Raw genomic sequence first — 13,511 nt, 5'->3', positions numbered from 1 at the left:
GGCCACCCGCCCGACCGGCGTCACGGGCGCGCGATCACCGAGAACTCCGTCCCGAACGGGTCGGTGAGCACCGCCGACCGGCCGTACGGGGTGTCCTGCGGGTCGGCGGACGTGCCACCGGCGGCCAGTACCGCGGCGACGGTGGCGTCCGTGTCGGCCACCTCGAAGCAGGTCGCCCACGCCGAGGCGGGCGCGCCGGGCAGGCCGAGGACGCCGCCGACCTCGTGACCGTCCGGGCGGCGCAGGAAGGTGAAGTCCCAGTCCGGCAGGTCGTCGTTGCCGTCGAGGGTGAAGTCGAAGACGGCCCGATAGAAGGTCCGGGCGGCCTCGGGCTCGGCGGTCACCAGGTCGTTGCGCACCAACGTGCCCGGCTCGTTCACCAGGCGGCAGCCGGGGTGCGCCCGGCCCTGCCAGAGCCCGAACCGCGCGCCGGTCGGGTCGACGGCGAGGGCCGTGCGCACGAGGTCGCCCACGTCGTGCGGGCCGTCGAGCACCTCGCCGCCGGCGGCCACGACCCGTTTCGCGGTGGCGTCGCAGTCGTCCGTGGCGAGGTGGACGGTCCACCCGCCGCCGTCCGCCTCGCGCAGCCCCGCGACCGGCAGACCGCCCAGCAGGCAGTCGGTCCCGATCGCGGAGGGGGCGAACCGCCAGCCGAACACGGCGCCGTAGAACGCCCGCGCGCCCGCCGGGTCCGCGACCGCGAGGTCGATCCAGGTCGGCGTGCCCAGCGGTTGGTTGCGGTCGACCCTGCTCATCGCGTTCTCCTTCGTCCGGTCCGGCGAAGACGAAGGTAGGGGCGATCGAGGACGGCCACCGTCCTCGATCGACGACGGGTCCGGCGGGACAGGTCGACGGGACCGGTCAGGCCCCGGTGAACGGCGCGGTCAGGCAGGCGACCCGGCCGCCGGCGCTGCCCGCCTGGCCCGGTTCGGTGGCCGTGGCCTCCTTCTCGTGCAGCACGACCGACGCGGGCGCGCGGTCGGTGAAGTCGAACGGCACGGTGGTCTCGCTGGTGGCCGCGCCCTGCGCGTCGGTGGTCAGGTCGAGCCAGATCTCGTTCCGCGGGTTGGCGTACGCCGGGTCCGTGGACGGCTTGTCCGGCGCGGCGGCCGGGTCCTGGTCGTGCTGGAAGTGCGGACCGGCGTCGGCCCCCGTCTTCCCGCACGCCTCGGTGTGCGCGTGCACGGCGTAGCCGCGGTCGGGCTGGAGGCCGTTCACCAGCAGCCGCACGGTGGTCGACCCCTCGCCCTCGGCGACCTGGAGCTCCAGCTCCGCGCCGGGCGGGGCGGCCACCGGGTCGTAGGTGAACGCGGTGTCCGCGGACGCGACCTCGGCCAGCACGCCGACGTGGCGGTTGGTCACCTCGGACGGCGACGTGGACGGCGCGGACCCGGACGTGGACCCGGACGTGGACGACGGCGAGCCCGACGCCGGCGCGGCCGTGTCGTCACCCCCGCCGCACCCGACCGCGGTGCACAGCGCCGCGACCAGCACGATGCCGACGCGCATGGCGGTTTCCCCCTTCGACTGCCCCACTGTGGTCACCGTCCGACTACCCTCGTCACTGCGCGTGAAACATCGGCCGGGGTGGCCGGTCGCACGCCGGTTCGGTGCGCCGAACCGGCCGTCCGCAGCACGACCCCGCACCGGGGAGGTGCCGCGACCGGATCGCCCGGCAACACCGGCGGAGCAGCAGCCGTTCCCGTCTTAGCGCGGTTCAAACCCGGTCCGACCGGATGACTTCGGGCGGCGCGCTGTCCGGTGCAAGCCGGTGGAGGTGGCGCGGCAGGTGTTCTAGCGTCTGCCCGCGTGACCGCCGAACAACGATTAGACCTGGTCGCCCCCAGCGGCGACCGGGTCACCGTGACGTTGCCGGACACCGCTCCGGTGAGCAGTGTCGCCGCCGCCGTGCGGTTCGCGGGCGGGTCCTACGGCACCGGCTTCCAGATCGGACCGCGCGGCTACCACGACTTCGCCTGCACGCACGTCGCGCCCGCCACCACCACCGACCGGTTCCTGGTGCACGGTCGGGAGGTCGTGGTCGCCGAGGCGCACGACGGCGAGTCCTCGGTGGCCACGCTGATGGGCGCCTACCACGAGCTGATGACCGTGTACGCGGGCCCCGCGCCCCGCCGGGAACGGGTCTTCGCCCTGTTCAACTCGCTGCGCGTGGACGACCGGGTACCGGGCATGGTGGTCGCCCCCCGCGCGGCGACGCTGCTCGACGCGATGAGCGAGCACCTCGTGCTCGTGGTGCGCGACTTCGGGTCGGTCGCGGTGCCCGGGCCGCGCCAGGCGCGCGACCACGTCCCGGCGCACGCGGGCGCCCCCACGCGCCACGGCGAGGTGTGGAAGGTCGCGCTGCCCGGCGCGGCGGGCTCGCCCAGGGCGGCGGACCACCTGTTCGTGCTCGGCTGCGCGGCGGGCGTGGCCGAGGTGCAGCTCTCCGGCTCGCCGCACCGGACCGACGCCGAGCGCCTCGACTGGCTGGACGGCATCGGCGTGGCGTGGAGCGCGGCGTGAACCCCGGCACGGCGTTCGCCGTCCTCACCTGGGTCGCGATCCTGGTGCTGTTCCTGGGCCTGGCCGCCGTGCTGCGGGAGGTGCGGCTGCTGCGCGCGGCCGTGGCCCGCGACCCCGGCGGGTTCTCCGCGGCGCAACCGGACCTGGTGCTGGGCCCGCGCTTCGCCGGGCGCGTGGTGCTGGCCGCCGACTCCGGGTGCCCGCTGTGCGTGGCCGTGGCGCGGCGGCTCACCGGCACGAGCCGCGCGCTGCTGCTCACCCACGAGTCGCCGGACGCGTGGGACGCGGGCCTGGAGGTGGCGTCCGACCGCGAGGCGTGGCGGGTCGTGTCGCACCTCGCGCCGCCCGTGCTGATGCTGGTCGGCCCGGACGGGCGGGTGGCGCGCACGGTGCTGCCGGTGCGCGAGGAACAGGTCGACGACGTGCTCGACGAGTGGGGGGTGCGCGATGCCCGCGTTCGACTCGATCCCTGACCTGGACGGTCCCGACCCCGGCGCGGGCCGCAGCACCGCCCTGCGCGACCTGGAACCGGCGCGGCGGCGCACCGTGCTCAAGGCCGTGGCGCTGGGCGCGCTGACCCTCGGGGCCGCCGCGCTGTCCTTCCCGCGCCGCGCCCGCGCCGAGACCGGCCCGAACGCCCTCACCGGCTGGGACCGCACGGACTGCCGCGACGCCTACCCCACCGGCTACCCGGAGGACGGCGACACCGGCGGCGAGTTCACCAACACCTACGCCGCCTGCTACGCCGGGTCGTGGCGCAGCAGCGAGTTCTGCGAGGCGGGCTGGCACAAGTACGGCACGGTCACCGTCGGGGACGTGCAGGTCGACCACATGCCGGTCGCCACCACGTGCGGCACCCTGTCCGCCAAGAACGCCTGGCGCTGGACCACGCCGGACGGCAAGGTCTACCGCTGCTCCGACGGGTTCAGCACCTACTGGGGCGGCGGGCAGACCGGGCAGACGTACCTGACGATCTGCCGGGCCAGGGTCTGATGCCGTGGCACCCGGTCGTCCTCGCCGTCGCGCTCACCGCCGCGTCGGCGGGCGGGGCGGCGTTCGCGCCGTGGCTGTTCCTCGGCGTCACCGCCGGGTTCGCCACGTCCGGCTCCACTTGAAGCCGGAACTCGGCCGACGTGCTGAGCTCGCCGGTCTGGCGAGGCACACCCGCGCTGGCGTTCCGCGCCGGCCTGCTCCTCGGGGGCGCGCTCAGCGCCGCCGCGCTCCTGGTGGTCGGCTCGCTGCTGCGCGTGCCGCTGCCGGGGTGGCTGCGGTGGGCGCTGGTGGCCCTGGCGCTCGTCGCCCTGCTGCTGCGGGAGGCGCGCGTGCTGCGGTTCGCGCTGCCGGAGAACCGGCGGCTGGTGCCGGAGAGCGTGTTCCGGCTGGGCCGCCTGCTCGGTCCGCTCCAGTTCGGCCTGGAGATGGGCACGGGCGTGCGGACCTACCTGCCCAGCGGGCTGCCGTACGCGGCGGCGCTGGCGGTGCTGCTCACCGCGCCGCCGGCGGGCGCGCTGTGGGCGGGCGTCGGGTTCGGCCTGGGCCGGGCGCTGATGACGACGGCCGCGCTGCGCCACCCCGGCGACTGGCACGCCCTGTGGAGCCGCCACTCGGCGCGGCTCGCGGTGCTGCTCGGCTGCGCGTTCCTGGTGTCGCTGGCGGGCGCGGCCCTGACCGGCTGATCGTGTCGAGCTGATCGTCCCGAATGGAGAAAGACCGTGCGTTCGCCCCACCTGCTCCTCGTCCCGCTGCTGGCGGCGGGCGCGCTCACCGCGCCGGCCGCGGCGCCCGCGCGGGCCGCCGCCGTGACCGGGCCGGCGGTCACGCTGGTCACCGGTGACCGGTTGACCCTGCTGCCCGGTCCGAAGGGCCTCGCGGTGCGGGTCGAACCGGCGCCGGGCCGCGAGCACATCGGGTTCCTGCGCGACGGCGACCGGGTCGTGCCGTCCGACGCCCTGCCGCTGCTCGACGCCGGCCGGCTGGACCCCCGGCTGTTCGAGGTCGCGGACCTGCCGCGCGACCGGCCCGCGCCGCTGATCGTCACCGACGCGGGCGGCGACGTGCCCGCGACCCGGTCGCGCGCCCTCCCGAGCGTGCGCGGCGCGGCGGTGGAGCCGGCCGGCGGGTTCTGGTCGTGGTTCACCCGCTCGAACGCCTCGGCCTGGCTGGACGGGGTGTCGAAGCCGACGCTGGACGTGAGCGTGCCGCAGGTCGGCGCGCCCGCGGCGTGGGCCGCCGGGTTCACCGGCGCGGGCGTGACCGTCGGCGTCCTGGACACCGGTGTCGACGCGGACCACCCCGACCTGGTCGGGCGGGTCGTCGAGCAGGCCGACTTCACCGGCTCCGGCACCGCCGACGAGGTCGGCCACGGCACGCACGTCGCCGGGGTCGTCGCGGGCAGCGGCGCGGCGTCCGGCGGGCGCCACCGCGGTGTCGCGCCGGACGCGCGCCTGGTCAGCGGCAAGGTCTGCACCGCGTTCGGCTGCCCCGACTCCGCGGTCATCGCGGGCATGGAGTGGATCGCGACCCGCGCCCCCGTGGTGAACATGAGCCTCGGCGGGGCGTCCAGCGACGGCACGGACCCGGTGTCGCGCGCCCTGAACGACCTCACCGCCCGGCACGGCACGCTGTTCGTGGTCGCCGCGGGCAACGACCGCGCGCTCGACGGGCCCGACCCGCTCGCCTCGGTCACCTCCCCCGCCGCGGCCGACGCCGCGCTCGCCGTGGGCAGCGTCGCGGAGGACGACACGACCAGCCCGTTCTCCCCGCGCCTGCCCCGGCTGCGCGACCACGCGGTGAAGCCCGACATCGCCGCGCCCGGCAGCGACATCGTGTCCGCGCGCGTCCCCGGCACCCCCGCCGGCGACACCGCGCCGGTGGACGAGCACTACGCGGCCCTGTCCGGCACGTCGATGGCCGCGCCGCACGTCGCCGGGGCCGCCGCGCTGCTGCGGCAGCAGCACGGCGACTGGGCGGCGGACCGGCTCAAGCCGCACCTGGTCAGCACCGCGCACCCGACCGCCGACGTGTTCGAGCAGGGCGCGGGCCGGCTGGACGTGGCCCGCGCGGTCGGCCAGGGCGTCAGCGCGTCGGGCGGGGTCGGCTTCGGGTTCCTGCCCTGGCCGCACACCGCGCGCCAGGACCGCGCGGTGACCTACCGCAACGACGGCGCGGCGCCCGTGACGCTCTCGCTGACCACCGACTCCCCGCTGTTCACGCCGTCCGCGCCGCAGGTCGTGGTGCCCGCGCGGGGCACCGCCTCGGTCGTGGTGCACGCGCACCCGGCGGGCGCGTCGGGCCGGCAGGGCGCGCGGCTGACCGGCACCGCGCCCGGTGTCGTAGTGCGCACCGCGCTCACCGCGGTGCTCGAACCGGAGAGCCACGACCTGCGGGTGACCCTGCGCGGGCGCACCGGCACGACCGCGTCGTCCGTGGTGAAGGCCGTGGACACCGCGACCGGCGCGGCGTTCGGCGTGCGGCTGGTCGGCGGCACGGGCGTCGTGCGGCTGCCCAGGGGGCGCTACGACGTCAACGCCGTCGAGCTGTCCGGCGGCAACGACGTCACCGTGCTGTCGCGGCCGGGCGTGACCGTGGACCGGGCCGGCGAGGTGGTGCTCGACGCGACCGCGGGCACGCCGGTCACCACGACCGTGGACCGGGCCGACGCCGAGTTCCGGGTGGGCGAGCTGCTGCTGGTGTCCGGGACGGCCGAGCGGACCTCCGCGCTGGGCTGGTTCGCCCGGCCCGGCCAGCGCGTGCACCTGGTCGCCACCCCCGGCACGGTCACCGACCACGTGTTCTCCTTCTCCTACCGGGTGCTGCTGACCACCCCGGACACCGCCTACAACCTCGCGTTCCTGTCGCGCGGGGCCATCCCGGCGGGCCGGTTCACCGCGCACGACCGCGACCTGGCCCGGGTGGACGCCCGCTACTACGCCCAGGGCGCGCCCGGCGAGGCGCAGCGGTCGGACTACGCGATGATCGACGCCCCCGGCGCGAACAGCGGCATCTTCGAGGCGAACCCGCACACGATCCCGAGCCGCCGCACCGAGTTCTACACCGCGTCGGACGACGTGACGTGGCAGCACCTGACCGCGGTGTTCCCGCCGGGCGCGGAGGACGTGGAGAACAGCGTCTCCTACCGCTCCTACCGGCCCGGCCGGTACTCGACGCACTGGAACCGCGCGCCGCTCGGCCCGGCGTTCGGCGACGCGTCGCTCGGGTTCGGCGTGCAGCGGGTCGACGGGCGGCTGTCGGTGGGCGTCACCCTGCTCTCCGGCGGCGACCCCGACCAGTTCACCCTGATCTCCTACAACGCGACGGGCACCACCGAGCTGTTCCGCGACGGGGTGTCGCTCGGCGTGAGCGACCTGCCGGGCACGGGCGTGTTCGACGTCCCCGAAGCGCCGGGGACGTACACGCTGCGGTCCACCGCCGAGCGCTCGGTGCCGTGGTCGGTGATCGGCACGCGGGCGGACGTGACGTGGACGTTCCGCGAGTCGGGCGGGCCGGCGCCGGTGATGGTGGTGCGCGCGTCGGCCGACGTGGACGAGCAGGGCCGCGCGCCCGCCGGGCGGGTGTTCCCGGTGCGGCTGGTCACGCAGCACCAGCCGGGCGCGCCGACCTCCCGGGTGGTGTCGCTGAAGGTCGAGTCGTCGGCCGACGACGGGGCCACCTGGCGGGCCGCGCCCACCGCGTTCGACGGCCGCGGTTCGGGCGTGGCACTGGTGACCCACCCGGCCGCGCCGGGCTTCACGTCCCTGCGGATCACCGCCCGCGACGCCGCCGGGAACTCGGTGTCGCAGACGGTGGTCCGGGCCTACCGGACGCGGTAGGCGCTCGTCGGGGTGTTCGGGGGCGTCGCCGTCGGCGGCGCCCGCCCGCGGGGGTGGCGGGGCTCAGTCCGTCGCCGGGGCCAGCAGCTGGGCCAGGACGCGCTTCACCGCGACCGTGAACCGGCCCATCACCGTGTCCGGCGCGCCGAGCAGCACCAGCAGCAGCGTGCCGCTCAACGGCTGCACGCCGACGCACCCCCGGTCGCCCTCCAGCACGACGCCCTGGAGCCGGCCGAGGTTGGACGCCTGCACGAACCGGTACCCGATGCCCGCCGACGCGGCGGCCATCGCGGCGACCTGGTCCGCGGTGTCCTCGGGGTGGGGCATGCCGGGACCGAGGTCGGCGGCGATGACGATGCCGTCGCGGCTCGTCACCACCAGGCCGTCCACGCCGTCGACGGCCGCCCGCACCGTGCCGAGCAGTTCCCCCAGGGCCTCGGGGTCCTGGAGCCGGATCTGCACCCGGTCCGCGGTCATACGATCAGCGCCTGCTCGACGCGCCGCAGGTGCAGCCGGGCCAGGGCCAGGTTCGCGCGCGAGCGGTCGAGGACCAGGTAGAGGAAGAGGCGGGTGCCCTTGTCCTCCGCCAGCGGCCGGATGATGTGGTACTGCTTGGCGAGCGTGATCAGGATGTCCTCGATCGCGTCGTCGAGCTGGAGCGACGCGATGGTGCGCAGCTTGGCCCGGACCACCTCGGTGTTGCCCGCGCCCGCCGTTTCGAGGTCCAGCAGCGCGTTGCCGCCCTGCGCGCCGAGCGTCATGCCGCTGTCGTAGTCGACCAGCGACACCCCCACCGCGCCTTCGACCGACATCGCCTCGCGCAACATCTCGTCGATGTTCACCCGCAGGACCTCCACCTCGAACGATCAACCGACACGCACCGTACCCAGTGATCCGCCGATGGGCTGGACGGTCGCCGCACCCGCAAGGCAAATAGGGCGAGAATGTTACGTACCGGAGTGGTGCTGCCCCGTTCGAGGTAGTCGGATGGGACGGGGCCGGTGTGGCGAGGACCACGTCATGCGCATCAGGCGGGTTCACCTGTTCTGGTGTAGAGCCCCGCCGGGCGGGAAACCCAGCGGTGCGCCCCCGATGCGCTGTCCCAGGGGCGTTGGACCACCACCACGAGGAAGCGGTATGCCGGATCACAGCTCGCTGCGGGCCCCCGTCGTCACACCGGCCGCGCATGCCGCCACCGGGGAGGTCGCGCTGGACGCCTCCCCCACGTCCGACAACCTGGCCGCGATGCGCGGCGAGATCGCCCGCGTCCTCGCCGGGTCGGACGAGGAGTTCGTGCAGGACGTGCAGCTCGTCGCGACCGAACTGGCCGCCAACGCCTGCGACCACGCCGCCGCGCCGCGCCACCTCGTGCTGCGCAGCGAGCACGGCGGCACCGGCTCGCACCTGGTCGTCGAGGTGCGCGACGGCACGCCGGACCGGTTGCCGCTGGTCGGCCGCTCCACGCTGGGCGAGCACCGCGGCAACGGGATGCGGATGGTGCTGACGCTGTGCCAGGACTGGGGCGTGCGCCGGATGGCGGAGGCGAAGGTGGTGTGGGCCCGGCTCCCCTTTCCCGTCCTGACCCCGGCGCTCACCGGCTGACCCCGCCCCCGGCGCTCGCCGGCCGCACCCGCACCCGTCCGCGGATCGAGGTTTGCCTTCACCCGTTCGTGGGCATGGATGATCTGTGACTTCCTCGCAGCTGCCCTCGACGGCGACCACCAGCACGACCCCCGGTGACGCGGCGGTGGTCCGCGTCACCGGCGAGATCGACATGTTCACCAGCGACGACCTCTTCCACCGCTGCGCGTCCGCCCTCGACGGCGGCGCGGCGGGTCTCGTCGTGGACCTCTCGGAGGTGACGTTCTTCGCCTCCTCCGGCATCGCCGCGCTCGGCCGGGTCCGTGAGCACAACGCCGCGCCCCGCCGCCCCGTCCACGTGGTCGCGTCGAGAGCGGTGCGGCGCTCCCTGGAGCTGACCGCGATGGACCGCCTCCTGCCCCTGCACGACACCGCCGACGAGGCCCTCGCCGCGGTCCGCTTCGAGGCCCACCTGGACGGTGCGGCCGGCTGAGACCCCGCGGGCGTGGTCCGGCCTCCCCCTGGGCGGGGCTACGCCCGCGGTTCGCCCAGGCGGACCACGACGACGCCGAGCAGGGTCAGCGCTCCGCCGAGCAGCTGGACCGGGCGCGGCGCCTCCCCCAGCAGCAGCCAGGCGAAGACCAGGGTCATCAGCACCTCGGTGAGCGCCACGAACGACGCCAGCCGCGAGCCGAGGCGGCGGGTCGCGGCGATGCCGGTGACGTAGCCGAGCGCCGCGGTCACCACGCCGAGGCCGAGCACCGGCAGCCACCACGGCACGGTGACCCCGTCGAACGACACCGGCCCGGTGGTCGCGCCGAGCGGGACGAAGCCGACCAGGCCCGCCAGGAGCAGTACCAGCCCGCCGAGCAGCAGGCCGCCGGCGGCGAGGGCGCTGCCCGGCAGGGCGTCGTCCTCCCGGGCGGAGAGCACGAAGTAGACCGCCGCCCCCACCATCGCGCCCAGCGCCCACAGGACGCCGACCGCGTCCACCTCCGCGCCGGACAGCAGGTCCAGGACCAGCAGCAGGCCGCCGGCGGCGAGCACCACCCCGAGGACGGTCAGGCGACCGGGCCGCTGCCCGTGCCGCAGCCAGAGCCAGCCGACCACGGCCACCGGCGCGGTGTACTCCACGAGCAGCGCGACCCCGACCTCCATCCGCGCCACCGCGTTGAAGAAGGCCAGCTGGCAGGCCGCGACGGCGACCAGGCCGTAGCCGAGGAGCAGTCCGGCGTTGCGGCGCACCAGGTGCCAACGCCCGCGCAGCCGGACGACGGCCACCGGCAGCAGCACGACACCGGCCAGCAGGACCCGCACCGCGACCGCGGCCGCCGACGTCCACCCGGCCTCCATCAGACCCCGGCCAAGCGGCCCGGACAGGCCGAACGCCGATGCCGACACGGCGGCCAGCCCCAGCCCGGACGTGACCCGACCGGCCGTCTTGTCATGCGTCACGATGCTCATGACCCATGACGCTATGGACGGTGGCGGTAATCTGTCAACATGGTCTTCACCCATGACACGACCGCCGCCCTGCTCGCGGCGGTCGACCTCGTGAACTCGGCGGTGGAGCCGGACACGATGACCGGCCTGGCACAGGTCGACGCGTTCTTCGCGAAGCACGGCTACACCGGCGCGCGGGCCCGCGACGCCCGCGACCTGGAGGCGGTCCGCGCGCTGCGCGCCCCGCTGCGCCGGATGCTGACCAGCGACCGCGACACGGCGGCGGAGCTGGTCAACGAGGTGCTCGCCACCCACCGCGCGGTGCCCAGGCTGGTGCGGCACGACGGGTTCGACTACCACCTGCACGTCGTGCACCCGGACACGCCGCTGGCCGACCGGATCGCCGCCGAGACGGCCATGGCCGTGGTCGACGTGGTCCGGGCCGACGAGATGAGCAGGCTGTCCGTGTGCGCCGACGAGACCTGCGACGGCGTGGTGCTCGACCTGTCCCGCAACCGGTCGCGCCGCTACTGCAGCACCGCGTGCGGCAACCGGCTCGCGGTGGCCGCCTACCGGGCCCGGCGCAGGTGACCCCGGCCCGTCAACCCAGGTCGCGCAGCACCTCGCCGAGGACGGCGACGCCCTCCGCGATGTCGCCCGCCGTGGTCGCGGCGTAGCCGAGGACCAGGCCCGGGTCGCCGGGTCGGGCGCGGTGCCAGGACAGCGGGTGCGCCTTCACGCCCCGGGCCAGGGCGGCGGCGGCCAGGTCCACGTCGGCGAACGGCACGTCGAAGGTGACCATCAGGTGCAGGCCGGCCGCCGCGCCGTGCACGCGCGCCCGCGGCAGGTGCCGGCGGACGGCCCCGATCATCGCGTCGCGGCGCTCGCGGTGGCGGCGGCGCACCAGGCGCAGGTGGCGCTCCAGGTCGCCGTCGCCCATCAGCCGCGCCAGGACCAGCTGCGGCAGCACCGCGTTGCCGAGGTCGGTGTCGCGCTTGGCCGCCACCACCGCGTCCCGGTACCGGGCGGGCGCGAGCAGCCAGCCGGTGCGCAGGGCCGGTGCCAGCAACTTCGACACGCTGCCCGCGTAGCAGACGCCGTCGGCGCGCAGGGACCGCAGCGCGGGCACGGGCGGCCGGTCGTAGCGGTGCTCGGCGTCGTAGTCGTCCTCGATCACCAGGCCGCCGGCGTCCACCCACCGCATCAGCTCGCGCCGCCGCCGCCCGTCGAGGACCACCCCGGTCGGGAACTGGTGCGCGGGCGTGAGCAGGACGGCGGGCGCGCCGGTGGCCACGAGGTCGTCGACGCGGACGCCGTGCCCGTCGACGGGGACCGGCGGGGTGGCCAGGCCCCAGTTGCCCAGCTGCTGCCGGGCGCCCAGCGAGCCCGGGTCCTCCACCGCGACCGCGGTGACGCCGTCGTCCCGCAGCACGCGGGCGAGCAGGGCGAACGCCTGCGCGACCCCGGCGACGACCAGCACGTCGTCGGGGTCGGCGCGGATGCCCCGGTTGCGGGCGAGCCAGGCGGCCACCGCGGCGCGGAACGGCGGCGCGCCGCGCGGGTCGCCGTAGCCGAAGTCGGCCGGTGACAGGTCGGCCAGCACGGACCGCTCGGCGCGCAGCCACGCGGCGCGCGGGAACGCGGCCAGGTCGGGCACGCCGGGCGAGAGGTCGATCCGCGCGGGCACCGCGCGCAGCGCCTCGAAGGCCGCGGCACCCGCGCTGAACACCGGCTCGGGCGGCGGCGCGGGCGGTCCGGGCGGCGGCGCGGGGGTGACCGGGGCGGCGAGCACGACCGTCCCGGCGCGACCGCGACCGGCGACCTGCCCGTCCTCGGTCAGCCGCTGGTACGCCTCGGTGACCACGCCGCGCGACACGCGCAGCTCCGCGGCCAGCGCCCTGGTCGGCGGGAGCCTGCCGCCGACCGGCAGCCTGCCGTCCGCGATGGCCCGCCGCAGCTGCCGGGTGAGCCAGTCCGCGAGGCCGCCGACCGGCGCGTCGGCGAGGTCCAGCTGGAGGAAGTCCGCGCCGGTCGCGAGCCCCCCGGTCGCGGGCCCGCCGGTTTCGGACCTGCCGGTTTTGGACCTGCCGACTGGATCTTCTTTGGACCTGCTCACCGGACCATTGTGCCGGGAGGCTGAGGGCATGCAGGCACTCACCACCCCCACCCGGTCACCGGCGCGCGCCGTCGCCGCCGGCATCACCGCGATGGCCCTGGTCGGCGGCAGCGTCGGGGTCTCCCGCACGCTCGTCGACGCACCGCTGTTCACCACCCAGGCGGTCCGCTACACCGCCGCGATCGCCGTCCTCGCGCTGGTCGCCAGGCTCCTCGGGGTGCCGGTGGTGCGACCGCGCGGCCGGGAGTGGTGGTGGCTGGCGGGCATCGCGGCCACCGGGCTGGTGCTGTTCAACGTGGCCGTGGTGCGCGGGGTCGCGCACGCCGAACCGGCGGTCGTCGCGGTCGCCGTGGCGTGCGTGCCGGTGGTGATCGGGGTCGTCGGCCCGCTGCTGGAGCGGCGGACGCCGCAGGGACCGGTGCTGGTCGCGGCCGTCGTGGTCACGGCGGGCGCCGCGCTGGTCGAGGGCGCCGGGCGGGCGGACGCGGAGGGCGTGGCGTGGGCCGCGGTCGCGATGGCGTGCGAGGCGGCGTTCACGCTGCTGGCGATCCCGGTGCTGGCGCGGCACGGCGCGTGGGGCGTCTCGCTGCACTCGGTCTGGTTGGGCGCGGTGATGTTCGGCGCGCTGGCGCTGGTGGCGGAGGGCGCGGGCGCGGTGGCCTCGGTGACGGCGGCGGAGTGGGCGGCGGTCGCCTACCTGGCCGTGCTGGTCACGGCGGTCGCGTTCGTGCTGTGGTACTCCACGGTCGCCGCGCTCGGCTCGGGGCCGGTCGGCCTGCTCACGGGCGTCGCACCGGTCGCCGCCGCGCTGGCCGGGATCGCGGTGGGCAGCCGCGCGCCGGGACCGCTGGTGTGGGCCGGGATGGCCGTGGTGGTGCTGGGGCTCGCCCTCGGCCTGCGCGGTTCGAACCTGCGCGGCTCGAACCTGCGCGGTCCGGACCTGCGCCGTCCGGGTTCGCACGATCAGGGTTCGCACGGTCCGGACCTGCGGGAACGGGCCGGTGAACCGGCGTGAGGCG

16 protein-coding genes are annotated in these 13,511 nt (G+C 76.1%); 10 read left to right on the top strand and 6 right to left on the bottom strand.

Features of this window, described 5'->3' with window-relative positions; genetic code table 11:
• Positions 1–20: 20 nt before the first annotated feature.
• Together ACR807_RS03605 and ACR807_RS03600 are read right to left on the bottom strand one after the other, a co-directional pair.
• A complete protein-coding gene (locus ACR807_RS03605; protein ID WP_438919737.1) occupies positions 21–755 on the bottom strand; it encodes a VOC family protein in 735 nt (244 codons plus the stop codon).
• Positions 756–861: 106 nt separating this feature from the next.
• A complete protein-coding gene (locus tag ACR807_RS03600; protein ID WP_438919736.1) occupies positions 862–1,509 on the bottom strand; it encodes a superoxide dismutase family protein in 648 nt (215 codons plus the stop codon).
• Between the two features lie 300 nt (positions 1,510–1,809).
• On the opposite strand from ACR807_RS03600, the gene ACR807_RS03595 reads away from it, so the two are divergent.
• From ACR807_RS03595 to ACR807_RS03570, 6 genes are read left to right on the top strand one after another with little or no spacing between them, the layout of a single operon-like run.
• Entirely contained in the window at positions 1,810–2,523 is a 714-nt protein-coding gene (locus tag ACR807_RS03595; RefSeq protein ID WP_438919735.1) for a hypothetical protein, read from the top strand.
• Positions 2,520–2,996, top strand: coding sequence for a hypothetical protein (locus tag ACR807_RS03590; RefSeq protein WP_438919734.1), 477 nt, complete (start codon positions 2,520–2,522; stop codon positions 2,994–2,996). The genes ACR807_RS03595 and ACR807_RS03590 overlap by 4 nt, the downstream gene beginning before the upstream one ends.
• A complete protein-coding gene (locus ACR807_RS03585) occupies positions 2,971–3,516 on the top strand; it encodes a hypothetical protein (RefSeq protein WP_438919733.1) in 546 nt (181 codons plus the stop codon). The genes ACR807_RS03590 and ACR807_RS03585 overlap by 26 nt, the downstream gene beginning before the upstream one ends.
• On the top strand, positions 3,516–3,638 hold the full coding sequence (locus tag ACR807_RS03580) for a hypothetical protein (RefSeq protein ID WP_438919732.1): 123 nt from the start codon (positions 3,516–3,518) through the stop codon (positions 3,636–3,638). The genes ACR807_RS03585 and ACR807_RS03580 overlap by 1 nt, the downstream gene beginning before the upstream one ends.
• Before the next feature lie 18 nt (positions 3,639–3,656).
• The gene (locus ACR807_RS03575) at positions 3,657–4,199 is read left to right on the top strand and encodes a hypothetical protein (protein ID WP_438919731.1); all 543 of its coding nucleotides are present in this window, start codon (positions 3,657–3,659) and stop codon (positions 4,197–4,199) included.
• Positions 4,200–4,235: 36 nt separating this feature from the next.
• Positions 4,236–7,352: a S8 family serine peptidase gene (locus ACR807_RS03570; RefSeq protein WP_438919730.1), complete on the top strand. Its 3,117-nt coding sequence runs from the start codon at positions 4,236–4,238 to the stop codon at positions 7,350–7,352.
• A 63-nt stretch (positions 7,353–7,415) separates the two neighbouring features.
• On the opposite strand, the gene ACR807_RS03565 is transcribed toward ACR807_RS03570, so the two are convergent.
• Together ACR807_RS03565 and ACR807_RS03560 are read right to left on the bottom strand one after the other, a co-directional pair.
• The gene (locus ACR807_RS03565) at positions 7,416–7,829 is read right to left on the bottom strand and encodes a roadblock/LC7 domain-containing protein (RefSeq protein WP_438919729.1); all 414 of its coding nucleotides are present in this window, start codon (positions 7,827–7,829) and stop codon (positions 7,416–7,418) included.
• Positions 7,826–8,194 (bottom strand): hypothetical protein, encoded by a 369-nt coding sequence (locus ACR807_RS03560; RefSeq protein WP_438919728.1) that lies wholly within the window; start codon positions 8,192–8,194, stop codon positions 7,826–7,828. The genes ACR807_RS03565 and ACR807_RS03560 overlap by 4 nt, the downstream gene beginning before the upstream one ends.
• 295 nt (positions 8,195–8,489) lie before the next feature.
• Between ACR807_RS03560 and ACR807_RS03555 the strand changes: the two genes are divergently transcribed.
• Complete coding sequence (locus ACR807_RS03555; RefSeq protein WP_438919727.1) at positions 8,490–8,954, top strand: ATP-binding protein; 465 nt, start codon at positions 8,490–8,492, stop codon at positions 8,952–8,954.
• A gap of 85 nt (positions 8,955–9,039) precedes the next feature.
• The gene (locus ACR807_RS03550; protein WP_438919726.1) at positions 9,040–9,426 is read left to right on the top strand and encodes an STAS domain-containing protein; all 387 of its coding nucleotides are present in this window, start codon (positions 9,040–9,042) and stop codon (positions 9,424–9,426) included.
• A 38-nt stretch (positions 9,427–9,464) separates the two neighbouring features.
• Here ACR807_RS03550 and ACR807_RS03545 read toward each other — a convergent pair whose 3' ends face one another.
• Entirely contained in the window at positions 9,465–10,397 is a 933-nt protein-coding gene (locus tag ACR807_RS03545) for an EamA family transporter (protein WP_438919725.1), read from the bottom strand.
• A gap of 39 nt (positions 10,398–10,436) precedes the next feature.
• On the opposite strand from ACR807_RS03545, the gene ACR807_RS03540 reads away from it, so the two are divergent.
• Positions 10,437–10,967: a CGNR zinc finger domain-containing protein gene (locus ACR807_RS03540; RefSeq protein ID WP_438919724.1), complete on the top strand. Its 531-nt coding sequence runs from the start codon at positions 10,437–10,439 to the stop codon at positions 10,965–10,967.
• A 10-nt stretch (positions 10,968–10,977) separates the two neighbouring features.
• On the opposite strand, the gene pdxR is transcribed toward ACR807_RS03540, so the two are convergent.
• The gene (pdxR, locus tag ACR807_RS03535; protein ID WP_438919723.1) at positions 10,978–12,492 is read right to left on the bottom strand and encodes a MocR-like pyridoxine biosynthesis transcription factor PdxR; all 1,515 of its coding nucleotides are present in this window, start codon (positions 12,490–12,492) and stop codon (positions 10,978–10,980) included.
• Positions 12,493–12,520: 28 nt separating this feature from the next.
• Here pdxR and ACR807_RS03530 point away from each other — a divergent pair, with 28 nt between their 5' ends.
• Positions 12,521–13,507 carry an EamA family transporter gene (locus ACR807_RS03530; RefSeq protein WP_438919722.1) on the top strand — a complete coding sequence of 329 codons (987 nt, stop codon included), beginning with the start codon at positions 12,521–12,523 and terminating at the stop codon, positions 13,505–13,507.
• The last annotated feature ends 4 nt before the right edge of the window (positions 13,508–13,511 follow it).

Origin of the sequence: Saccharothrix sabaoui (assembly GCF_051756985.1) — a bacterium.
In the GTDB taxonomy this organism is placed as follows: domain Bacteria; phylum Actinomycetota; class Actinomycetes; order Mycobacteriales; family Pseudonocardiaceae; genus Actinosynnema.
Note: the sequence above shows the minus strand (reverse complement) of the source record. Positions and strands in the feature narration are given on the sequence as shown.